16 protein-coding genes are annotated in these 20,318 nt (G+C 70.9%); 9 read left to right on the forward strand and 7 right to left on the reverse strand.

Annotated elements, in window-relative coordinates; translation table 11 throughout:
* Positions 1-72: 72 nt before the first annotated feature.
* Positions 73-1,104 carry a non-homologous end-joining DNA ligase gene (gene ligD / locus ACZ56E_RS00775; RefSeq protein ID WP_468557809.1) on the forward strand — a complete coding sequence of 344 codons (1,032 nt, stop codon included), beginning with the start codon at positions 73-75 and terminating at the stop codon, positions 1,102-1,104.
* Between the two features lie 40 nt (positions 1,105-1,144).
* A complete protein-coding gene (locus tag ACZ56E_RS00780; RefSeq protein ID WP_471209341.1) occupies positions 1,145-2,053 on the forward strand; it encodes a DUF6183 family protein in 909 nt (302 codons plus the stop codon).
* A gap of 89 nt (positions 2,054-2,142) precedes the next feature.
* On the opposite strand, the gene ACZ56E_RS00785 is transcribed toward ACZ56E_RS00780, so the two are convergent.
* Positions 2,143-4,371 (reverse strand): OmpL47-type beta-barrel domain-containing protein, encoded by a 2,229-nt coding sequence (locus tag ACZ56E_RS00785; RefSeq protein ID WP_471211456.1) that lies wholly within the window; start codon positions 4,369-4,371, stop codon positions 2,143-2,145.
* Positions 4,371-6,785 (reverse strand): ThuA domain-containing protein, encoded by a 2,415-nt coding sequence (locus ACZ56E_RS00790; protein ID WP_471211457.1) that lies wholly within the window; start codon positions 6,783-6,785, stop codon positions 4,371-4,373. The genes ACZ56E_RS00785 and ACZ56E_RS00790 overlap by 1 nt, the downstream gene beginning before the upstream one ends.
* A gap of 310 nt (positions 6,786-7,095) precedes the next feature.
* Between ACZ56E_RS00790 and ACZ56E_RS00795 the strand changes: the two genes are divergently transcribed.
* Positions 7,096-8,199 (forward strand): multicopper oxidase domain-containing protein, encoded by a 1,104-nt coding sequence (locus tag ACZ56E_RS00795; RefSeq protein WP_471209344.1) that lies wholly within the window; start codon positions 7,096-7,098, stop codon positions 8,197-8,199.
* Positions 8,200-8,233: 34 nt separating this feature from the next.
* Here the strand turns inward: ACZ56E_RS00795 and ACZ56E_RS00800 are convergent, their stop codons facing one another.
* Both ACZ56E_RS00800 and ACZ56E_RS00805 read right to left on the reverse strand, forming a co-directional pair.
* Positions 8,234-9,712, reverse strand: a complete 1,479-nt coding sequence (locus tag ACZ56E_RS00800; protein WP_471209346.1) for a hypothetical protein — start codon at positions 9,710-9,712, stop codon at positions 8,234-8,236.
* A 19-nt stretch (positions 9,713-9,731) separates the two neighbouring features.
* Complete coding sequence (locus tag ACZ56E_RS00805; RefSeq protein ID WP_471209349.1) at positions 9,732-10,454, reverse strand: TetR/AcrR family transcriptional regulator; 723 nt, start codon at positions 10,452-10,454, stop codon at positions 9,732-9,734.
* Positions 10,455-10,591: 137 nt separating this feature from the next.
* Between ACZ56E_RS00805 and ACZ56E_RS00810 the strand changes: the two genes are divergently transcribed.
* Together ACZ56E_RS00810 and ACZ56E_RS00815 are read left to right on the forward strand one after the other, a co-directional pair.
* A complete protein-coding gene (locus ACZ56E_RS00810; protein ID WP_471209352.1) occupies positions 10,592-12,049 on the forward strand; it encodes a serine hydrolase domain-containing protein in 1,458 nt (485 codons plus the stop codon).
* 121 nt (positions 12,050-12,170) lie between these two features.
* The gene (locus tag ACZ56E_RS00815; RefSeq protein WP_471209355.1) at positions 12,171-13,205 is read left to right on the forward strand and encodes a LacI family DNA-binding transcriptional regulator; all 1,035 of its coding nucleotides are present in this window, start codon (positions 12,171-12,173) and stop codon (positions 13,203-13,205) included.
* 48 nt (positions 13,206-13,253) lie between these two features.
* On the opposite strand, the gene ACZ56E_RS00820 is transcribed toward ACZ56E_RS00815, so the two are convergent.
* Positions 13,254-14,495, reverse strand: coding sequence for a glycoside hydrolase family 64 protein (locus tag ACZ56E_RS00820; RefSeq protein ID WP_471209358.1), 1,242 nt, complete (start codon positions 14,493-14,495; stop codon positions 13,254-13,256).
* 326 nt (positions 14,496-14,821) lie between these two features.
* Here ACZ56E_RS00820 and ACZ56E_RS00825 point away from each other — a divergent pair, with 326 nt between their 5' ends.
* Positions 14,822-15,568 (forward strand): VOC family protein, encoded by a 747-nt coding sequence (locus tag ACZ56E_RS00825; protein ID WP_471209360.1) that lies wholly within the window; start codon positions 14,822-14,824, stop codon positions 15,566-15,568.
* Between the two features lie 264 nt (positions 15,569-15,832).
* On the forward strand, positions 15,833-16,081 hold the full coding sequence (locus tag ACZ56E_RS00830) for a WhiB family transcriptional regulator (protein ID WP_468603662.1): 249 nt from the start codon (positions 15,833-15,835) through the stop codon (positions 16,079-16,081).
* Positions 16,082-16,097: 16 nt separating this feature from the next.
* Here ACZ56E_RS00830 and ACZ56E_RS00835 read toward each other — a convergent pair whose 3' ends face one another.
* Both ACZ56E_RS00835 and ACZ56E_RS00840 read right to left on the reverse strand, forming a co-directional pair.
* Positions 16,098-18,569: a prenyltransferase/squalene oxidase repeat-containing protein gene (locus ACZ56E_RS00835; protein ID WP_471209363.1), complete on the reverse strand. Its 2,472-nt coding sequence runs from the start codon at positions 18,567-18,569 to the stop codon at positions 16,098-16,100.
* Between the two features lie 101 nt (positions 18,570-18,670).
* Positions 18,671-19,129 carry an Lrp/AsnC family transcriptional regulator gene (locus ACZ56E_RS00840; protein WP_468603666.1) on the reverse strand — a complete coding sequence of 153 codons (459 nt, stop codon included), beginning with the start codon at positions 19,127-19,129 and terminating at the stop codon, positions 18,671-18,673.
* A 128-nt stretch (positions 19,130-19,257) separates the two neighbouring features.
* Between ACZ56E_RS00840 and ACZ56E_RS00845 the strand changes: the two genes are divergently transcribed.
* Together ACZ56E_RS00845 and ACZ56E_RS00850 are read left to right on the forward strand one after the other, a co-directional pair.
* Entirely contained in the window at positions 19,258-19,941 is a 684-nt protein-coding gene (locus ACZ56E_RS00845; RefSeq protein ID WP_471211458.1) for an AzlC family ABC transporter permease, read from the forward strand.
* Entirely contained in the window at positions 19,934-20,263 is a 330-nt protein-coding gene (locus ACZ56E_RS00850) for a branched-chain amino acid transporter permease (RefSeq protein ID WP_471209367.1), read from the forward strand. Before ACZ56E_RS00845 ends, ACZ56E_RS00850 begins: the two co-directional genes overlap by 8 nt.
* The last annotated feature ends 55 nt before the right edge of the window (positions 20,264-20,318 follow it).

Genomic DNA, 20,318 nt, shown 5'->3' on the forward strand with positions numbered 1-20,318 from the left:
TCCGATTCTGCTCCGGAATATCGCTTACCGCCCGGTGTGCGGGGAATGTCCGTTACGCTTAGCGTGGCTCGCATGGGTGCAGCCAAGGGCAAGAGCGCGGCCGTGGAGATCGACACGGGGGAGCGGACGGTGCGGCTGTCCAGCCCGGACCGGGTGGTGTTTCCCGAGCGTGGGTTCACCAAGCTGGACGTGGCCGAGTACTTCGTGGCCGTGGGCCCCGGCATCCTCCGCGCGCTCCGGAACCGCCCCACGACCCTCCAGCGCTACCCGGAAGGGGCGGCCGGTGAGTTCTTCTACCAGAAGCGCGTCCCGAAGAACCACCCCGACTGGATCCCCACCGCCACCATCGCCTTCCCCAGCGGCCGCACCGCCGACGAGATGTGCCCCACCGAGGTGGCCGCCGTCATCTGGGCCGCCCAGTACAACGCCCTCACCTTCCACCCCTGGCCGGTACGCGGCGACAACCTCGACCACCCCGACGAGCTCCGCATCGACCTCGACCCGCAGCCCGGCACCGACTACACGGACGCGGTACGGGCCGCCCACGAACTGAGGGCGGTCCTCGACGAGTTCGGTGGCCTGGTCGGCTGGCCCAAGACGTCGGGCGGGCGCGGCCTGCACGTCTTCGTGCCCATCGAGCCGCGCTGGACCTTCACCCAGGTGCGCAGGGCCGCGATCGCCTGCGGCCGGGAACTGGAACGGCGGATGCCGGACGCGGTCACGACGGCCTGGTGGAAGGAGGAGCGGGGGCAGCGGATCTTCGTGGACTACAACCAGACGGCGCGGGACCGCACCATCGCCTCCGCCTACTCGCTGCGCGCCCGCCCGCACGCCCCCGTGTCGGCGCCCCTGCGGTGGGACGAGGTCGAGGACGCCCGCCCCGAGGACTTCGACCTCGCCACCATGCCGGGCCGCTTCGCCGAGGTCGGAGACCTCCACGCGGGCATGGACGACCGGTCCCACTCGCTCGAAGCGCTCCTGGAACTGGCCACCAAGGACGAACACGACCACGGCCTCGGCGACCTGCCGTACCCCCCGGAGTACCCGAAGATGCCCGGCGAGCCGAAACGCGTCCAGCCGAGCCGCGCGAAGCACGAGGAGTGAGAGGTCGGGGGCTCTGGGGCTCGGCTCGTAGTCTCCCGGTGTGAGCGATGACCACACCATCCCGCCCGGGACCCGGCCGGACCGCCTCCTGGCACACGCCACCGAACTGGCGAGAAGCCGGCCCCTGACGCAACTCGAACCGCTCTTCGCCGAGCCCCCGCGCAGCGCCACCGACCCGGAGGCCGAGCTGCGGGCCTGCGTCCTCGGCGAACTGTCGCTCATGGGTGTGCCGTGGCCGGAGCGGCCCGCGCTCGGCGCGTACGCCGCGCGGCTGCGGGAGCAGGGACACCCGCTGGCCCGGCTCCCGGAGGCACGGCTCGACATCGAGCACCGCTTCGGGGCGCGGACGCGCGGTGTCGGGCCCGTGCGGTCGGCGGGGCAGCTGCGGGCGCGCTTTCCGGAGGTCCCGGCCTCCGAGCGCGGAACGGCCGCCGGGCGCACCGCGCGCGAGGTACCGGATGCGGCACGTTCACGGGTGGCCGCCGGGCCGTTCACCGCCGGAGGCTGGGCGTGCGAACCGGAGGTCCGGTTCTTCACGCTGCCGCAGCCGCTGGCCGGGGACGACTTCGGAATGTCCTTCCTCCAGGAGCTGCCGCTCGACTGTCTGGCGGGGGAGGTGGGCCCGGGCGGGCTGACGGCCTGCGTCACGGCGGCGGACGACGCGCTCGACGCGCTGTACTCGGCGGCGGCCGTCGGCGGCGTCAACGGCCGCCCCCTCCACGGCGCCTACGCCCGGCTCCACGCCTGGCAGGGGCTGTACGCCCTCCTTGGCCTGCCGTCGGACACACCGTTCCTGGACGCCGTGCGGTACACGGCCGGGTGCCGGTGGCTGCGCTTCATGGCGTTCACGCGGTGGTTCCGGCACGACACGGCCGACGTGGGCCTCGCGGTGCTCGATCCGTCCGGCACCCGGGTGTCGGTCCTTGCGGCCACGGACACCGACGACTAGGCCCGGCCCTCTCATCAGCGGCGCATCGCGACGGCGCCCCCGCCCCGTGCGGGGGCGAGGGCGCCGATGCGGAACGGAAAGGGGCTCGGCTACAGCTCCTTGATCCGGATGTCCCGGTACGACACCACGTCCGTCACGCCGTGGACCTGGAGCCCGACGTAGCCGGACGCGTACCTTCGGCCGTCCGTGCCCGGGTCGTCGGCGCGCGGCGGCGTGAACTCCTGGCCGCCGGTGTTGTCGAACTCGTTGATCAGGACGCCGTTGCGGTAGACCGAGTAGTGCTGGTCCACCACGCGGATCTCGTAGTCGTTCCACGTGCCCTTGGGGGTGACCCCGGCACCGGCCAGGCCCACCCGGTCGAAGCCGTAGATCGACCCGGTCTTGTACATGTCGCCGTCGGGCCGGTCGTGGACCTGCACCTCGTGCCCGTACTTGATGGCGACCCACTCGGGGCGCGACTCCTCCGGGTGGTCGTGGACCTGCGGGAAGCGCACGAAGACACCGGAGTTGGTGTTGCCGTTGCCCGGCGCGTCGTCGCGCCACTGGAGCTTCAGCGAGAAGTCGCCGTACTTCCGCTCCGGGAACCAGAGCATGCCCATGCCCGGGACCGTGGTCGAGCTGGTGATGGTGCCGTCGGCGTTGAGACCGAACCTGCCGCCGCCCACCTGCTCCCACTTGGCGAGCGACTCCTCGGTGCCGTCGAAGAGCTTGCGGTAGCCGTCCGTCTGGCCGGGCTTGCCGATGCCGGACTGCTTGGCGGCGCGGTTGATCTTGTTGTACTCGCGCTGGTCGATCTCACCCGCCCTCAGAAGCTTGTCCGTCACGCTCTTGACGTGCTTCAGGAAGAGCGCGTGCGACGTCCACTCCTTCTCGTCCTCGATCAGCTCGCCGATCCGGCAGCGGTTGTTCGTGACGCGGTTGGGAATGCCCGTGTCGACCGTGCCAACGAACACCGTCAACCGCTCGTCGTACTCCGGGCAGTTGGGGGCCGGCACACCGCCGCCCTCGGCCACCGTGAAGGCCACGGTCTTCGCCGCGGCGGCGTTGCCCGCCTTGTCGCTCGCCCGGTACGCCACCGTGTGGCGGCCCGCGCGGTCGACGACGACCGGCGCCTCGTACGCGAGGTAGGGGCCGCCGTCCAAGGAGTACTCGACCTTGTCGACGCCCGAACCGGCGTCCGTGGCGGTGACCGTCACCTTCGCCTTCCCGAGGTAGGCCCCGTCCGAGTCCTTGTCGCCCTCGACCTTAGCCGATGTCTCCGGAGGCGTCCTGTCCTCCACGGGCGGCGCGACGACCGTGAAGTCGACGGCCTTCTCGGCCGCCTGGTTGCCCGCCTTGTCGGACGCGCGGTAGCGGACCTTGTGGGCGCCCGTCTCATGGACCATGACGGGCGCTGTGTACGCGGTCCAGGCCCCGGAGCCGATCGCGTACTCGATCTTGTTGACACCGGAACCGGTGTCGGACGCCGTCACCGTGACCGTCGCCATCCCGACGTACTGCCCCTGGTCGTTCTTCTCGCCGGTCACCGTGGCCGATGTCTCCGGAGGCGTCTTGTCGTCCGTCGGCGGCGCGACGACCTTGAAGTCGACGGCCTCCTCCGCCGACGTGTTGCCCGCCTTGTCGACGGCCCGGTAGCGGATCTTGTGGGTGCCCACCTGGTCGACGACCACCGGCGCGGTGTACGGCTGCCACGCCCCGTCCGCTCCGACCGCGTACTCGATCCTGTCGACGCCCGAACCCTCGTCCGTCGCCGTCACGGCCACGGAGGCCGAACCGACGTACGCGCCGTCGGCGTCGGTCTGCCCCTCCACCTTCGCCGAGGCCTCCGGCGCCGTGGTGTCCTCGCCGCCGCCCTCGGTCACGACCAGGATGCCCTGCATCGAACCGTGGCCGGGGATGGTGCAGTGGTAGCGGTAGCGGCCCGGGGTGAGCGTCACCTCGGCGGTGTGCCTGCCGCCCTGGTCGTCGTTGGGGTTGGCCAGGATGTTCAGCGGGACGTCGTTGTTGTACTCCGGGTCGGAGACGTCGAACGTCAGGGTGTGGGGCATGCCCGTCGTGTTGCCGGTCGCCTCACTGTTCTCGAAGACGATCGTCGTCGGCCCCGCCACCGCCGTCGTGGGCGCCGACTTGTACTTGGCGATGTCGTTGTCGGCGGTCCACGTCAGGGTCTGGGCGGCGGCGAGCCCGGTGTTGTCCGGTCGGGCCGTCGCCGCCGACGTCAGCCCGAGCACCATGAGGAGCGCGGCGCACAGCGCTGTGAGCAGTCTTCGTTTCCGGACGGTCCGCCTCCGTGCGGCCCGCTGCGTCGGAGATCGCATCATCCCGCCTTCCTTGCCAGCTCGTCGGCGGCCGGGGTCGCCGCCCCGCCCTTGTACGTCACGCGCCACAGTGCCGACTTGGCGTCCGAGGTGAAGAAGCCGCGGCCGTAGTCGAGGACGTACAGCGAACCGTCCGGGGCGAACTTCCAGTCCATGAGGTTCTTGATGCCGTCGTTGCCGGTCGGAATGATCTTCTTCAGGGATTCGGCGTGCACCGGAAGGCCGCCGCCGCCGACCGTCTTCGGATCGGTCACGACCGCGTGCCGCGGCTGGTCACCGTCGTAGAAGTCGCCGACGAACCACTTCCCGTCCCAGTAGGAGGGCCACTTGTCGGCGCTCGTGCTCGCCGCGTCGTAGCGGTAGACCGGGCCGTTCATCGTGGCCTGGCCGCCGCCCTTGAGCCACGGCAGGAGCAGCTTCTGCTCCTCCGTCTTGTAGCTCGGCACGCCGTTCGCGTCGCGCGGGTAGTCGACGCCGCCGCCCTGCGGCGAGTACCAGATGTTGTTGGGCTCGGCCGGCGGGATGTTCACCAGGCCGTCGTTGTTGGGCGACTCGTTCTTGAGGTTCTTGCAGTCGTACCAGCCCAGCGGCTTCGTCGGGTCCGGCAGATTCCGGTCGCGGTAGGGCTGGTTGTTGCCCATGCAGTACGGCCAGCCCCGGTTGGAGGCATGGGTGATCGCGGCGAACGTGTCGTACTTCGCCGGACCCCACGTCGTCGACGGCGCGCCGGCGTCCGGGCCGACCCAGCCCGCGTACAGCGTGTCGGTCTTCTTGTCGATGGAGATCCGCGCCGGGTTCCTGACACCCATCACATAGATCTCGCCGCGCGTCTTGCCGCCGCCCTCGGCCTGCTCCTTGCCGGTGAAGAGGTTGCCCTCGGGGAGGGTGTACGTCCCGTCGGCCTCCGGGTGGATACGCAGAATCTTGCCGTTGAGGTTGTTGGTGTTGCCCGCGGTGCGGCGGGCGTCGGCGAAGGAGACGCCCTTGAAGTTGGGCTGCGGGTTGTTGCCCGAGTAACCGTCGGAGAATCGCGACGAGTTGTTGTCACCGGTCGCGATGTAGAGGTTGCCCTTGGAGTCCCAGGCCATCCCGCCACCCGCGTGACAGCAACTGTGGATCTGCACCGGCCACTTCAGGAGCACCTTCTCGCTGCCCATGTCCAGCTTGTTCGTGGCCCGGTCGAGCGTGAAGCGGGAGACGTACCGCTCGGCCATGTGCGTCTCGCGGTTGATCTTCGCGTGGGGTGTGTAGTGCAGGTACACCCACCCGTTCTGCTCGAACTTCGGGTCGAGCTCGATGCCCAGCAGGCCCTCTTCGACCTTGATGAGCTCGTCGCCGCCGCCCTTGTTCCCGAAGACCGTCAGGGCGCCCGCGAGGGTCACCTTCTTGGTCTTCGGGTCGTAGACGTGGATCTCGCCCGTGCCCTTGCCGATGTCAGGGTTGTTCCAGTCGGTGATCACCGGCTGGGAGGAGTCGGCGCCGCCCCGCCCGATGTAGAAGACCTTGCCGTCGGGCGCGGTGACCAGGCCGTGCGGCTCGCCGATCTGGTCGTTCCTGCCCGGCTGGTTGGCCTGCGTGAGGCGCTCCGCCTTGTAGTTGGCGTTGATCGTGCCCTTGCAGTCGGCGCGCGCGATGCGGGTCGTCCACAGCAGGGCGCCCCGCAGATGACCGCGGAAGTCCGCTTCGTCGTACGACGCCGCGGTGCCGCCCATGCCGGTGTAGAAGGAGCGTCCGCCGTCGTAGTCGCGGCACCAGGACACCGGGTGGTCCCAGCCGTTCGCCCCGGAGCCGGGTTTGTAGGTCGTCTCTCGTACACGGGCGACCGTATGCACTTCACCCGAGGGGTTCTTCTCCCAGTTCAGCCACCGGTCGGGGCGCTTCCACTGAAGGGGCAGCTCCTTGGTCGCCGGGTGCTCGCGGTCGCCGACCTCGACGGTCGCGCGCTGGACGTCCGTCGGGCTCGCGTCGGCGGGCCGCGCGCCGATCAGGCCGGTGAACCAGTTCGAGTACGGCTCGGCGCGGGCCGCGTCGTGGATGCCGAGGAAGCCGCCACCGGCCTCCATGTAGGCCTCAAGGCCCGCCTCCTGCTCGGGGTCGAGGACGTCACCGCCGCCGGTCAGGAAGGCCACCGCGTTGAACTTGCCGAGCCTTCTCTCATTCGTGAAGACGGCCGGGTCGTCCGTCGCCTCGATCCTGAACCGCTGGGCCGCCGGGCCCGATTGGCCGATCCTCTCGATCGCCTCGATGCCGGCGTTGACGACGGGAGACTCGTCGCCGCCCGCCGCCGAACCGTGGAAGACCAGCACCTTGACGTTGGCCCCGCCGGGCGGCGAGGGAAGGGACATCGTTGTCAACGGCGGTTCCGGGTACGGCCGCGCGGATGCGGCCTGCGCCGAGAGCGCCCCGGTGACCATGGCTCCGGACAGCAGCGCGGCCGTCCAGGCCCGGCGCGAGCGGTACGGTCTGTGTCGTGCTCGGATCGACCCTCGTACGGTCAAAGGCTCTTGATGCGGTGTGCGCCGCATGAGTACACCCACCCCTCGTCGGTCACAGCAACAGCGCCGACGAAGCTAGACCTCTTTTCGCAACTCGCCAATAGGTATCACCGCGATAGCACGAACTTTGTCCTGCGTGTGGATAAACGAAGTTCCGGCCGATACCGTGTGGCCGTCCCCGGGGCCTCCTGCGCCCCGTCAGTTGCCGTACCGCAGTGGGGAGTTCGTCATGGGCCGGCGGAACCGACAGGATCTCGACAGGCGGAGCTTCAACCGGCGGATGCTGGTGGGCGGCGCGGCAGCGGCGGCCGGTGTGACATCGTTGTCGATCGCGGGTGCGCCCGACGCGAGCACGGCGGAGGCGCCGAGGACCGCCCCGGCGGGCGGCGAGGTCAAGCGCATCAAGATGTACGCGGAGAAGCTCCCCGACGGGCAGATGGGGTACGGCCTGGAGAAGGGCAAGGCCTCCATTCCGGGGCCGCTCATCGAGCTGAACGAGGGCGACACTCTGCACATCGAGTTCGAGAACACGATGGACGTGGCCGCGAGCCTGCATGTGCACGGCATGGACTACGAGATCTCCAGCGACGGCACCAAGCACACCAGGAGCCATGTCGAGCCGGGCGGAAAGCGCACCTACACGTGGCGCACGCACGCTCCGGGCCGCCGCAAGGACGGCACTTGGCGCCCCGGCACCGCGGGCTACTGGCACTACCACGACCACGTGGTCGGCACGGATCACGGCACCGGCGGCGTGCGCAAGGGGCTCTACGGTCCGCTGATCGTGCGCCGCAAGGGCGACTTGCTGCCGGACAAGACCTTCACGATCGTCTTCAACGACATGACGATCAACAACAAGTCCGGCCACGACAGCCCCACTTTCGAGGCCACGGTGGGCGACCGGGTCGAGTTCGTCTCGATCACGCACGGCGAGTACTACCACACGTTCCACGTGCACGGTCATCGCTGGGCGGACAACCGCACGGGCCTGCTGACCGGCCCCGACGACCCGAGCCAGGTCCTCGACGACAAGATCACGGGCCCGGGCGACTCCTTCGGCTTCCAGGTCATCGCGGGCGAGGGCGTGGGGGCCGGGGCCTGGATGTACCACTGCCACGTGCAGAGCCACTCGGACATGGGGATGGCGGGGCTTTTCCTGGTGAAGAAGCCGGATGGCACGATTCCGGACTATGAGCCGCACCATGGGGCGCGGTCCGGGACGTCGTCGAAGGACCCGTCCGGGTCGGCGTCCGGGAAGCCGTCGAAGGAGTCGTCCAAGTCGTCCTCCGGGAAGGCGTCGGCAGGGGCCGCCGAGGAGCACGCGCACCACTAGCGACCGCCCCCGCGAACCGGCGACGCCCCCTCCGTCAGCTGCGGTCCCGTACCCGCTCCAGCAGTTCCTCCAGCGCCTCGTCGAGATCGTCCAGGTCGGGGTAACCCTCCGGGTCCTCCCAGCGGTCGACCCAGCCGGTCGCCGCCAAGTGCTCCAGCCGTTCGGCGAGGCGGGGCCGGACGTCCTCGGGGAGGCTGAACCGCGCGTCCTTGGCCGCCAGTTGCAACGCCGACAGGAACTCCCAGTGCACGTCGGGCGAGTCGAACTCGGTGAGCAGCCGGTCGTACGCGTCCGGGGCGCCGTGTTCCAGGGCGTACTGGAGGGTCGCGGCCCTGATCCCCGGCTCGGGCGAGCCGGCGTGGCGTGCCATGGCGTCCGCCACGGTCCGGGCGGCGGGCAGTTCGGGGCGGGCCAGGCCGGCCAGGCTCCCGGCGGCGGCACCGCGCACCCCGACGTCGGAGTCGTGGTCCAGCCGCTCCACGAGGGCGGCCACGACCCGGGTCTCCGCGGGGGTGCGGGGGGCCAGCAGCCCCAGGCCCGACGCGGCGCAGGAGCGCACGTCGGCGTCGGCGTCGCGCAACCTGGCGAGGAACAGGTCCACCGGCGGGTCCGGCAGCCGCGCGACCAGGTGCAGCTGGATGTAACAACCGAGGAGCTGGTAGAGGACGAACGGCGGCTGCTCGCGCGCCAGCAGGTGGTCCAGGGCCTCGCGGGTCCGCCCGCGCCTGAGCACGTCGTCCCGCATGATCTGGTGGTGCAGGGTCTCGACGCCCAGGACCACCCGGTCGTCGTCCGCGCTCATGCAGAGCGCCAGCGTCTCGTCGACCTGTACGCCGTGCCGCGCGCGGTCCGTCCACGACTCGGTGTCGGGCTCGTCGCCCAACGGGGCGATGCGGACGAGGCGTTCCTCACTGTCGGGGGGCCAGGCCAGGGCGCTGTCCAGGACCGCGCGCGTCTCGTCCCGCACCCGCTCCGCCTCCTCGGCGGACAGCGGCTCGTTCCTGCGCAGCACGAGCGACGCCAGAAGGACGGCGATGTCGAACGCCAGATCGCGGATGAAGGTGCCGGACCGGCCGAGACGGTCGAGCCCCTCGGCGGTCCAGCCCTCGCCGCGCAGATACCTGAGACGCTCCCGCATGTCGTCGCAGAGGTCCGCGCCGATCTCGCGCGGCGCCGGGGGCCCGCCGAGCTCCGCCACGAGACCGGTCCAGGCCCGCACGAAGCCCTCCGGGTCGTCCAGATGCTCCGCGACGATCCGCTCCGTGCGCTCCCGTATCGCCGTGTCGCGGCGCAACGCGACCGCGAAGCCGTCCACCACGGTCTCGTGGAAGTCGTCCGTCCACGGCTCGCGCGCCACGGCCGCCGCCAGCTCCCGGAGCGCCCACGCCAGGCCGGCCCCCTCCGCCGCGTCGACGGCCGCCTTGGCCCGCACCGCCACGTCCGGATCCCGCAACGCTCCGGCCAGCTCCTCGTGCAGCTCGGCCTGCCTGCGCTCTCTCCGCTTCTTGAACATGGGGGCAGGGTATGCGCGCTCAGCCGGTGAGCCGGGCCGTCAGGCCGTCGAGGACCCGGTCGAGCCCGTAGGCGAAGTCGTCGTCGCGGATCCGCTGCGGGTCCACGTCCTGCCGGGCGGAGCTCCCCTCCCGCAGCCCGGGGTGCCCCTGCGACGCCGCGTCGAAGGCCGGGCGCAGGTCCGCCACCCACTCCCGCTCGGTCCTGCCGCTGCGCGCGATCAGTGAGAGGTACGCCGCCTCGGAGGCCGCGATCCCGACGACGTACGCCGTGAGTGTCCCCACGGCCCGGTCCTGCTCCTGTGCGGGGAAGCCCGCGGCCTCGAACTGCGCGAGCAGCCCCGCTGACATCCGCATGGCGTTCGGACCGATGTGGACGAGGCCGACCTGGCCGAGCTCGGGGGCGATCCAGGGGTGGCGCAGGGCCAGCGCCCGCAGATCGTTGGCGGTGCGGGTGACCGCCGCGCGCCACTCTGCGGGGTCGGCGGCGTGTACCCGCAGCTCCCCGAAGACGTCGTCCACGACCAGCTGGATCAGCTCGTCCTTGTTGGCCACGTGCCGGTAGAGGGAGGTGGCCGCGGTGTTCAGGCGGGTGCCGAGCTTGCGCATGCTGAGCGCCTCGATGCCCTCCACGTCGAGCAGTTCGACCGCCGTGGCGACGATGTGCTCGCGGGTCAGCTGCTCCCGCTGCCGGGGCCGCGGGCGGGTCCACACCGATGCGGTCGGCTTCTTGTCGGTCGGCATGCGCCCTCGTCTCTCGGTTCTTCTCGTGGCCTGCCCTCCCAGACTCTAGTGCACGCCGTACGCAGTTGCGTACAGCGTTCCGTCGTGCGTACAGTGTTCGCAACGGAGAACGCCGTACGCATCGAGTGGGGGACACAATGCCGAGAACCGCCGTGAACTGGGACGCGCAGGGCAGCTGGGGCGCCGACGGCGCGTGGGGGAGCCGGAGTTCGGGCGGCCGGAAGCTGGACCTCGCGCACTGGCAGGCCCGCCTCGACACCCTGCGCGCCGAGCACCACGTCCCGGCCGCTTCGCTGGCGATCCTGGTCGACGGAACTGTCCACGAGCTCGCCGGCGGAGTGCTGCACCGCGGCACGGGCGTCGAGGCGACGACCGACTCCGTCTTCCAGCTGGGATCGATCGCCAAGATCTACACGGCCACCCTGATCATGCGGCTCGCCGAAGCGGGCCGGCTGGACCTGGACGCACCGGTCACCGACGTGCTCCCGGAGTTCTCGGTCGCCGACCCCGACGCGACCAAGGCGATCACCACGCGCCGTCTGCTCAGCCACACCAGCGGCCTCACCTGCGACTTCACCTATGACAGCGGCCGGGGCGACGACTGCCTCGCCAAGTACGTCGAGGCCGCGAAGGACGTGGCACTCGACTGCCCGCCCGGCACCGCACTCTCCTACAGCAGCGTCGGGTACAACGTGCTCGGCCGGATCATCGAGGTCGTGACCGGCAAGGTCTGGGACGAGGCGCTGAGGGAGCTGCTCCTCACCCCGCTCGGCGTCACGCACACGATGACGCTGCCCGAGGAGGCGCTGCGGTTCCGCGCGGCGATGGGGCACCTGGGCGAGGCCGGGCAGGATCCGGAGCCGGCGCCGTCCTGGGACCTGATGCCGCGCTCCGCGGGCCCGTACGGCAGGGTCATCGCCACGGCAGGGGACGTCGCCCGGCTCGCACAGCTGCACCTCGAAGGCGGCGTGGCGCGGGACGGCACGCGCGTGCTCTCCGAGGAGACCGCCGCGCTGATGCGGCGGCGCGTCGTCGACTCGCCGGACAAGTGGACCGTCAGCGCGGACGGCTGGGGGCTTGGCTGGACCCTCTACGACTGGGACGGCGTCCAGGGCTACGGCCACGACGGCGCCTCCATCGGGCAGTACGGCTATCTGCGCGTGGTGCCGTCGGCCGGTGTCGCGGTCGTGCTGCTCACCAACGGCGGCGGCGCGCGCGAGCTGTACGCGGCGCTGTTCCGCGAACTCCTCGCCGAGCTGGCCGGAGTGACGATGCCGGAGCCCTTCGCCCCGCCTGCCGAGCCGCCCGCGGTCGACCTCACGCCACTCGTCGGCACGTACCGGCGCGAGGGCGTGGTCATCACCGTGACCGAGCGGGACGGCGCGGGACACGCGGTGTACGAGTTCGTCGACGGCATGAAGGACTTCTCCGAACCCCTGGAGATCGACCTGGTGCCGGTGACGGACACGGTCTTCGCCGGTACGGGGGTGGGCGCGGCGTTCAGTGAGGACTACATGCCTGTGGTGTTCTCCACGCTGCGGGACGGCACGGGCTGCGTGTACATCGGCATGCGCTGCGGCCCCAAGACCGCGTAGCCGTGCCGGGGGTGACGCGGCGAACCGTCCGAGGCAGGCGGCGACTTCGCCCTCGCCGGTCGGCCCCGGAAGCCGATACGGGAAGATGCCTCCTGAACATCGTCAGGGAGGAGTGACCGAGGTGACCGAGGAACCGCGCCCGACCCTGGAGGCCGTGGCAGCCCGTGCCGGGGTGTCCAGGGCCACCGTCTCACGTGTCGTCAACGGCGACCCAGGGGTGCGGGAGGTACTGGCCGAGAAGGTGCGGCACGCGGTCGACGAGCTCGGCTACGTCCCCAACCGCGCCGCCCGCAGCCTGGTCACCCGGCGCCACGACGCGGTGGCCGTGGTGATCGCCGAACCGGAGACACGGGTCTTCGCCGACCCGTTCTTCGCGCTGCAACTGCGGGGCATCAGCAAGGAATTGACGGCGAACGACATCCAGCTCGTGCTGCTGCTCACCGAGGGGCGGGACGACCACGAGCGGGTGGGCCGCTATCTCGCGGGCGGTCACGTGGACGGCGCCCTCGTCTTCTCGCTGCACCTGGACGACCCGTTGCCGGGCATCATCCGGCGTGCCGGGGTGCCCACCGTGTTCGGCGGGCGGCCCGGGTGGCCGCAGGAGGGGCCGGGCGAGCCGAGCGCGGCGTACGTCGACTGCGACAACCGCGGCGGCGCGCGCGATGCCGTGCGCCACCTGGCCGGCCTCGGCCGCGGCCGCATCGCGCACATCACCGGGGCGCTCGACCAGACCTCCGCGGTCGACCGGCTCGACGGCTACCGCGACGTGCTGGGCGACGTCGATCCGCGGCTCATCGCCGAGGGGGACTTCACCCCGGCGGGCGGGGAGCGCGCGATGCGTGAACTCCTCGACCGCGTACCGGATCTGGACGCCGTCTTCGCCGCCAGCGACCTGACCGCGTCCGGCGCCCTCCGCGTGCTGCGCGAGCGGGGCAGGAGGGTGCCGGACGACGTGGCGGTGGTGGGGTTCGACGACATGCTTCCGGTGGCCGAGCAGACCGACCCGCCGCTGACGACGGTCCGTCAGGAGATAGAGGAGATGGGCCGGTTGATGGCCGGGATGCTGTTGAGCGGCAGGGGAGGGGCGGAGCCCGCCCCCGCCGGACCGGCCGGTGTGGTCCTGCCGACGTCCCTGGTGCGCAGGGCCTCGGCCTGACCGATCCGCCGGAGCCCGCTCGTCCGGCCGCGGTCATGACGCGGACTCTCAGGACCCCACGCTCACCGTGAACCGCCGCGGGTTCCCGTCGTGCGCCGCACCCGACACGTCCGGCTGCCCGTCGGGCCGCACGTCGTCGTACGGAAACGCGTACCCGATGGGGGAGTTGGCGTGCACCACGCGGGACCAGTGGTTGGTCACCGCGTCCCGGTAGTAGTCGGCCGTGCTCGTCCCGTTCGGCTGCTGGGGGTGGGTGAGCATGATGCTGCGGTTGAAGCCGGCCGCGAGCCGGGCGAGCAGGCCCTTCTTGTCGTCCGGGTCGTTCGGGTTGTTGGCGAACGGGCCGTGGTTGCAGGTGAAGATGTCCTTCGAGGTGGGCTTGGCGAAGGTGTGGCCGCCGTTGAACGTCAGTACGTCGCCCCTGACGCGCCCGGTGAACACGCCGCGGCCGCCCTGGAGGTCGATCTTGAGGTCGGTGCCGCGGTACTTGTCCCACACCCGGTCGATGTAGCTGTTCCACACGTCGCGGAACGGCATCTGGTCCGGCCTGTCGAAGTACGGCGCCATGAGGTTCTGCGGCGAGATCACCCGCAGCACGCCACCGTTGTCACCGCGGATGACCAGCTTGTCCCACGGCTGCCCGTCCTTCGCCGCCTGCGCCGCGAGGTCCGCCGCGATCCTGCCGACGGCTCCGTCCGGCAGCGGGGCGACGGTGTGCCTGCCGTCGCCCTCCAGGGTCAGGCCGATGGGCAGCGCGGTGACGAGGTCGACGTAGCTGATATTGGCGTAGAGCTGCTGGGGGTTGAAGGTGAACTCGCAGAACGACCAGGTGCGGCCGTAGTTGGGGTCCGCGCGGGTGGCGAACGCCGGCTCGACAAGGGCCGGGCCCGGGTTGAGGAAGAAGTCCAGCCTGTTGTCGCGTACGAAGTACACACGGGCGCCGAACATCTGAGGCAACGTCAGCAACCTGGGCGCCGATCCTGCGGCGCCGAGCGGGATGGCGCAGTCGACGGGGAGCGGGGTCTGCGGCGCGGAGGGGGACTCGGGGCGGTAGACGCCGCCGTCCGGCTTGAGCAGCAGCCAGCGGCCGGTGCCCTGTTCGTGCCCGGTGACGTAGGCGCGGACCTGGCCGGGGAGTGACTTGTTCACGAGGGCGAGTTCGCAGGTGGCGGGGGCGGCGGCCGTGCCGCCCGCTTGGGCGCCGGGGCTGAGGGCGCTGCCCCAGACGGGGTAGGTGAGGGCGCCCGCGGCGCCGGCTGCGGAGGTCAGGAACGTTCGACGCGATATCACGGAAGGTCTCCTGCGCGGTTGCGTGGGGGGGGGAGGGGGTGGGGGAGGGAGAGGGGGGCCGGGGGTGGTGGGGTCCGGGGGTGGTGCACCACTGTCCCGAGGCGGGAATGCGGCGTCAAGAGTTGCGACTGAGAGCGCTCTCAAAAATGTTGTTCCTTCACGTAATGGCGGCGTGGGAGCTCGTGGGGGCGGCGGCGTCCGACGGGAGGCGGATTGTCAGTGGGGGGGTGCCAGACTCAGGAGTGCGGAAGAGAGATGCGACAAAGGAGTCGATCATGCTCAATGACCGTTTTCTTACGGGAGCCCCTGTCTGGGTGGATTCGTGCGTGCCCGATCTCGACGGCGTCAGCGCCTTCTATCGGGAGCTGTTCGGCTGGGATCTCGCGCGGGGCCCGGCGGAAGTGGGCGGCTACAGCCAGTATCAGCTCGGCGGCCGGACCGCCGCGGGCGCGATGGCCATGCCGGCGGACGAGGCCCCGCCGTCCTGGACGCTGTATTTCAGGACGCCGGACGCGGACGCCACGGTGAAGTCGGCCGAGCAGGCCGGTGGCTCCATGGTGTTCGAGGCCGCGGACATCCTCGACCTCGGCCGCCTGGCGGGCCTCGCGGACTCCGCGGGCGTGCCGTTCTCCGTGTGGCAGCAGGGAGAGCTGAAGGGCCTTGATGTCCTGAACGAACCGGGTGGGCTGGTCTGGACCGAGCTGTACACCACGGACGTCCCCGCCGCCCTCCGGTTCTACGGCTCCGTGTTCGGCTGGCAGACCACCGAGGCCACCTTCCCCGGCGGGACATACACGATGGTGCACCCCGCGGACGGCACGGCGGACGACATGTTCGGCGGCGTGGTGCCGCTGGCCAGTGACCCCTCCGAGGGCGACAGGGCGTATTGGCTGCCGTACTTCCAGGTGGACGACTGCGACAGCGCGGTCGACCGGGCCCGGCAGGGCGGCGGCGAAGTGCGGATGGAGCCCGTCTCGATGGAGGGCGTAGGCCGCTTCGCGAAACTGGCGGACCCGGCGGGCGCACGTTTCGCCGTCCTACAGCCGTCGCCTCCCGCCGAGCAGGACGCATAGCGCGCCCGGCGCGCCCGCACTGATCGGGACGGGGGCCCTACCCTGCCGGGCAGCACCCCCGCCCCCCACCTCACCCCCCCGCCTCAAGCTGTCCGTCTCCCTCGCCCCCCCGCGACGGACCCCCTCCCTCCCCCAACCCGACGGTTTCCCCACCCCCGCCGATGGGCAGTCCTCAGCGGGACATCAACGGTCGGGCACCTGCCAGGCCCGGGCGTTGATCGTTCGTTGATTGCTTGTTTCGCCTTGTGGGTCAGCATCTGTGGCATGCAGATCGAGATGACAGCCGAGCCGGAACTCGCCTGGCAGGAGCAGGCCCTGTGCGCCCAGACCGGCGCCGACTTCTTCTTCCCCGAGCCCGGGAGCTCGGTGCGTGAGGCGAAGGACATCTGCCAGATGTGTGAGATGCGCACGGCCTGCCTGGAGTACGCACTGGCCAACGACGAGCGGTTCGGCGTCTGGGGCGGCCTCTCCGAGAAGGAGCGGTACGCCCTCAGACGCGAACCCCGCGCCTGACCCGGCCCACGGGCAGTCAGGCGTACGCGACGATGAATCGCCGGGTCCCCGCGGGGACCCGGACGTCGTCGTCGGAGACGGGCAGCTCCCGGCCGTCCGCCGACACCGACCGCACCTGTCCGAACCGGCACGGGTAGATGTACCGCACGCCGTCCGGGGCCTCGGTGACCTCCACCGTCACCGTCCGCCCGCCCGCGTCGTGCGTGAGCCGGTACCCGAAGGGCTCGCCGAACAGCGTCGGAGCGGACTCGACGGCCACCGTGTCGCCGTCCGGCACCCAGTGGGGCCGTACGCCCGGCGCGATGTACACATGCGGATCGTGGTCCTCGTCCGCCTCGAAGAGCAGGATGTCGCGGATCAGGAGCAGATACTCGGCGGCGGCCCAGCCGTGCGGGATGTCGCCCATGTACCAGGGGCGGGACGGCACCTCCTGAAAGTCCGACGCGACGGTGAAGGCATGCTGCTCGTTCCACGCGCCGAGCGCCACCGCCCGCTCCTCCGTCCGCGGGAAGGCCGCCCCGACGATCCAGCCGAGCAGCTCGTCCATCCGCCCGGGGTCGCCCGCCAGCAGGTACGCGTGCGCCAACTGTGTCGTGAGATACGGGCCGTAGGCGTTCCACGCGGCCTCGTGCCGGTAGCCGCCCGACACGAAGTGGGCGTACATCGTGTCGAGGGTGAAGCGCGCCGCCGCGTCGATGTCCGTGCCCAGCTTGCTGCCCATGTGCAGCCGCAGCGGGTGGAAGAACGCCGCGGTGCCGATCATCGTCGAGTCGAGCCGCCCGACGTCGCCGGGACCCGTCGGGATGTACGTCTCCCACGCCCCGCGCCTGCGCTGCTCCGCGAGGACCCAGCGCACCGAGGCCGCCGTCGCGCGCTTCACGTCGTCGAAGGCGGCCCAGAGTTCGGGCACGTCGGGCGAGCCGATGCGTTCCGCGAGCCGGGCCGCCTCGTACAGACCGGCCAGCGCCCACAGGTCGTCCCAGTAGTGCGGCTTGTCGCGCTCGCCCAGGTGCTCGGCGCTCCAGCCGCTGTGCAGCAGCCCGTACTGGTCGCGGTTGTCGCGCAGCCAGCGGGCGCCGTCGACGACGTACGGCGTGTAGAGCTTCGCGCCGAACGCGGCGGCGCGGCCCTTCGTACGGTCGAGGCGGCCGATCGCCCAGAGCGCCTGGCCGTTGCTGTCCCACTCGCGGTCGTCCCGCTCGTGCGGACCGCCGTAGAAGCCGTACTCCGCGCACGGCCCGATGCGGCCCGTGCCGCGGTTGAACTTCAGCGGGTAGTGCGTGCCCAGCTGGTGCTCGGCGAGCGCGCCGTCACCCACCAGAGAGCAGGCCGTGGCCTCGACGGACGAGTCCCGGATCCAGAACGAGTCGTAGACCGTCGGGCCCGGATGGATCTCCCCGTGGTCGGAGAGGACGAGCAGCTGCGCACGCGACTCGCGGAAGAGGTCCGTCAAGTGCGCCACAGGGCGTGGCAGTTGCGGTTGCAGGCCCTGGTCTATCAGTTTCGAGGTCCAGAACGTCCGGTTGGCCTCCTCCAGTTCGGCGGCCGGGGTGGCCCTGATCTCGGCCAGGTCGTCGGGCCCGCTGTACAGATCGACGGGCAGCCGCACATCCAGCTCGAACATCTCGTCGTCGATGACCCGGAACGGCCAGGCGAACGCCGCGCTGCACAACCCCGCGACCTGGTCCTGCGCCTGCCCCGCGCCGTTCAGCTTGCCGCCCGTGACCAGGTCGTGGAACGGGCTGCGCGTCAGATACGAATCCGGGTCGTGGCTGAAGTCGGGGTTGCCGTACACCCCGTACTGCTCGGGTGCGGTGTCGAACACCGGACCCCAGCCGCTGTTCGTCTCCACCCGGTTCTCCAACGGCAGATGCCGCAGGAACGTCAGCCTCCGGTCGGTGATCTGCCGGCCGTTGCGGTCGTGCCGCTGGAAGCCGCTCGGGCCCGCGGGCATGACCGCCGCGCACAGCCAGCCCTCGCGCGGCTGGCCGGTCGCGGAGCCCACCGTCACCCGCGTGACCACGAGGTCGCGCTGCCGCGGGCCCACGGGCGTCGCGAAGGTGCGCTGCACGAACGCGACCCCGTCCGGCGTGCGGAAGTCCGTGAGGACCACCGGCAGATGCGGGGCCTCCATGCGCTGCGCCACCGTGCCGCCCTCGGGCAGCTGCGGCAGGTGCAGGGCGCCCGTCGCCGGGTCGTACAGGAAGAAGAACAGGCAGTACTTGTCGTAGACCGGCTCGATCTCACCGGCCTGCCCGATCAGGGACTCCTGACGGTGGTCCTTCACGCCCACCATGTGCCAGTAGCGGTACAGGGCGTTGGAGGCCAGGGCGGCCTCCTTCGATTCGTACGTCCCGGAGTCGAAGTCGTCGCTCCAGTGCCGGAAGGCCTGCTGCGCCCACCACGGCACGGGACAGGGCACCCGCCCCCTGGCCGCCCAGCTGCGCCACATGACCTCGTAGAACATCCACTCATGGGTCTGCGCCATGGGTTCCACCCCCGGTGCCCACCGTTGCACCGCGAGGGGCGTTCGTAAATCGTGTGACCCGGGTTCCCGGGGCAGGACCCCCGAGTCCCCGTGTCCTCGGGTCAAGGTCCCGGCTTGACCGTCTTCATCGTCAGGTGCGAGTCGACCCGCAGGACACAGCGGAGGCCGGTGAGCTTGCCGGTGAGGAAGGCCTCGTAGGCGGCGTGGTCGGCGACCGCGACACGGATGAAGTAGTCGGGGCGGCCGAACATGCGCCGCACCTCTATCACCTCCTCGTAGGAGGCCACGACCTCCTCGAACTCGAGGTAGGTGTCGCGGTCGTTGGCGCTGACCTCCACGTCGATGAGGACTTCGAGGCCGCGCCCGAGCGCCGCCGTGTCGATCACGGCGTGATAGCCGGCGATGACGCCCGCCTCCTCCAGACGTTTGACCCGGCGCAGACAGGGGGGCGCGGTCAGGCCCACGCGTTTGGCCAGCTCGACGTTGGTGAGACGGCCGTCCTGGCGCAGGTGAAACAAAATTTCGTGGTCCAGGGCATCGAGGCGAATTTCATTGCTCACAGGCCCATCATAGAGCCACTATCCGCAACCAAATTAGGTGTGGATCTTCATAAAATGTCGGCATGCGAATAGCACCACCCCTCGCCGACGACACCCCTGTGTCCGCCTCCGTCCCCCCTCCGCGCCCCATGTCAGGGCTGCGGACCGCCCTCGGGGACACCGCCTCCGTAGGGCTCGCGTTTCTGCCGCTCGGTCTCGCCTTCGGGGCTCTCGTCACCCATTCCGGGCTCGACTGGTGGTGGGCGGGCCTGTCCGCCGCGCTCGTCTACGCGGGCTCGTTCGAATTCCTGCTCATCGGCATGGTCGCCGCCGTCGCCCCGCTGGCCTCGATCGCCGCGGCCGCCTTCATGGTGAACGTCCGGCACGTGTTCTACGCGCTGTCCTACCCGCTGCACCGTGTCCAGGGGCGGGTCGGCAAGGCGTACGGCACCTTCGCGCTCAGCGACGAGGCGTTCGCCCTGACCTCGGGGGAGCAGGCCCGCTCCTGGCCGGGCCGGCGCATCCTCGGGCTACAGCTCCTCCTGCATCTGTACTGGGTGGCAGGCTCGATCGCCGGCGCGCTGCTCGGCTCGCTCATCCCCGACAGCGTCAGGGGCCTGGACTTCGCGCTGACCGCCCTCTTCACCGTGCTCGCCGTCGATGCCGTACGGGACCTGCGCGGTGATCTGCCCACGCCCGTACTCGCCGTGCTCAGCGCCCTGTTCGCCCGCCTCGTCTTCCCCGGCGAGCTGCTCCTGGCCGCCTTCGCCCTGTTCACCGCGGGGCTGCTGGCCCGTCACCTGACCACCCGGAGGATGCCGCGCCATGCCTGACGCCAGGTACGCCATCGCCGCGGTCCTCGTCACCGCCGCCGTCACCTGGGCCCTGCGCGCCCTGCCCTTCGCCGCCCTCGTCCCGCTGCGCGAGAGCGGCACCGTCCAGTACCTCGCCGCCCGCATGCCCGCGGGCGTCATGGTGGTCCTCGTCCTCTACTGCCTGCGCGACCTCCCCCTCGCGGGCGCGTCCGCCCTGGCTCCGGTCGTGGCCGTCGCCGTCACCGTGGGCCTTCATCTCTGGCGCCGCAACGCGCTGTTGAGCATTCTCGGCGGCACCGCTGTCCATGTGGTCCTGGCCAGTACCGTCTTCGCCCCCTGAGGCGGTGAGCGCCGCCCGGGAAAACCGGGGCGACACCGGCGCGCGCCCCTGGTTA

Source organism: Streptomyces sp. NPDC039480, from assembly GCF_055597165.1.

Excerpts from the sequence above, each read along its gene's own strand:
- ligD (WP_468557809.1), top strand. The coding sequence starts at position 73 with ATGGGTGCAGCCAAGGGCAAGAGCGCGGCCGTGGAGATCGACACGGGG.
- ACZ56E_RS00785 (WP_471211456.1), bottom strand. The coding sequence starts at position 4,371 with ATGCGATCTCCGACGCAGCGGGCCGCACGGAGGCGGACCGTCCGGAAA.
- ACZ56E_RS00790 (WP_471211457.1), bottom strand. The coding sequence starts at position 6,785 with ATGGTCACCGGGGCGCTCTCGGCGCAGGCCGCATCCGCGCGGCCGTAC.
- ACZ56E_RS00795 (WP_471209344.1), top strand. The coding sequence starts at position 7,096 with ATGGGCCGGCGGAACCGACAGGATCTCGACAGGCGGAGCTTCAACCGG.
- ACZ56E_RS00800 (WP_471209346.1), bottom strand. The coding sequence starts at position 9,712 with ATGTTCAAGAAGCGGAGAGAGCGCAGGCAGGCCGAGCTGCACGAGGAG.
- ACZ56E_RS00805 (WP_471209349.1), bottom strand. The coding sequence starts at position 10,454 with ATGCCGACCGACAAGAAGCCGACCGCATCGGTGTGGACCCGCCCGCGG.
- ACZ56E_RS00810 (WP_471209352.1), top strand. The coding sequence starts at position 10,592 with ATGCCGAGAACCGCCGTGAACTGGGACGCGCAGGGCAGCTGGGGCGCC.
- ACZ56E_RS00830 (WP_468603662.1), top strand. The coding sequence starts at position 15,833 with ATGCAGATCGAGATGACAGCCGAGCCGGAACTCGCCTGGCAGGAGCAG.
- ACZ56E_RS00835 (WP_471209363.1), bottom strand. The coding sequence starts at position 18,569 with ATGGCGCAGACCCATGAGTGGATGTTCTACGAGGTCATGTGGCGCAGC.
- ACZ56E_RS00845 (WP_471211458.1), top strand. The coding sequence starts at position 19,258 with ATGTCAGGGCTGCGGACCGCCCTCGGGGACACCGCCTCCGTAGGGCTC.
- ACZ56E_RS00850 (WP_471209367.1), top strand. The coding sequence starts at position 19,934 with ATGCCTGACGCCAGGTACGCCATCGCCGCGGTCCTCGTCACCGCCGCC.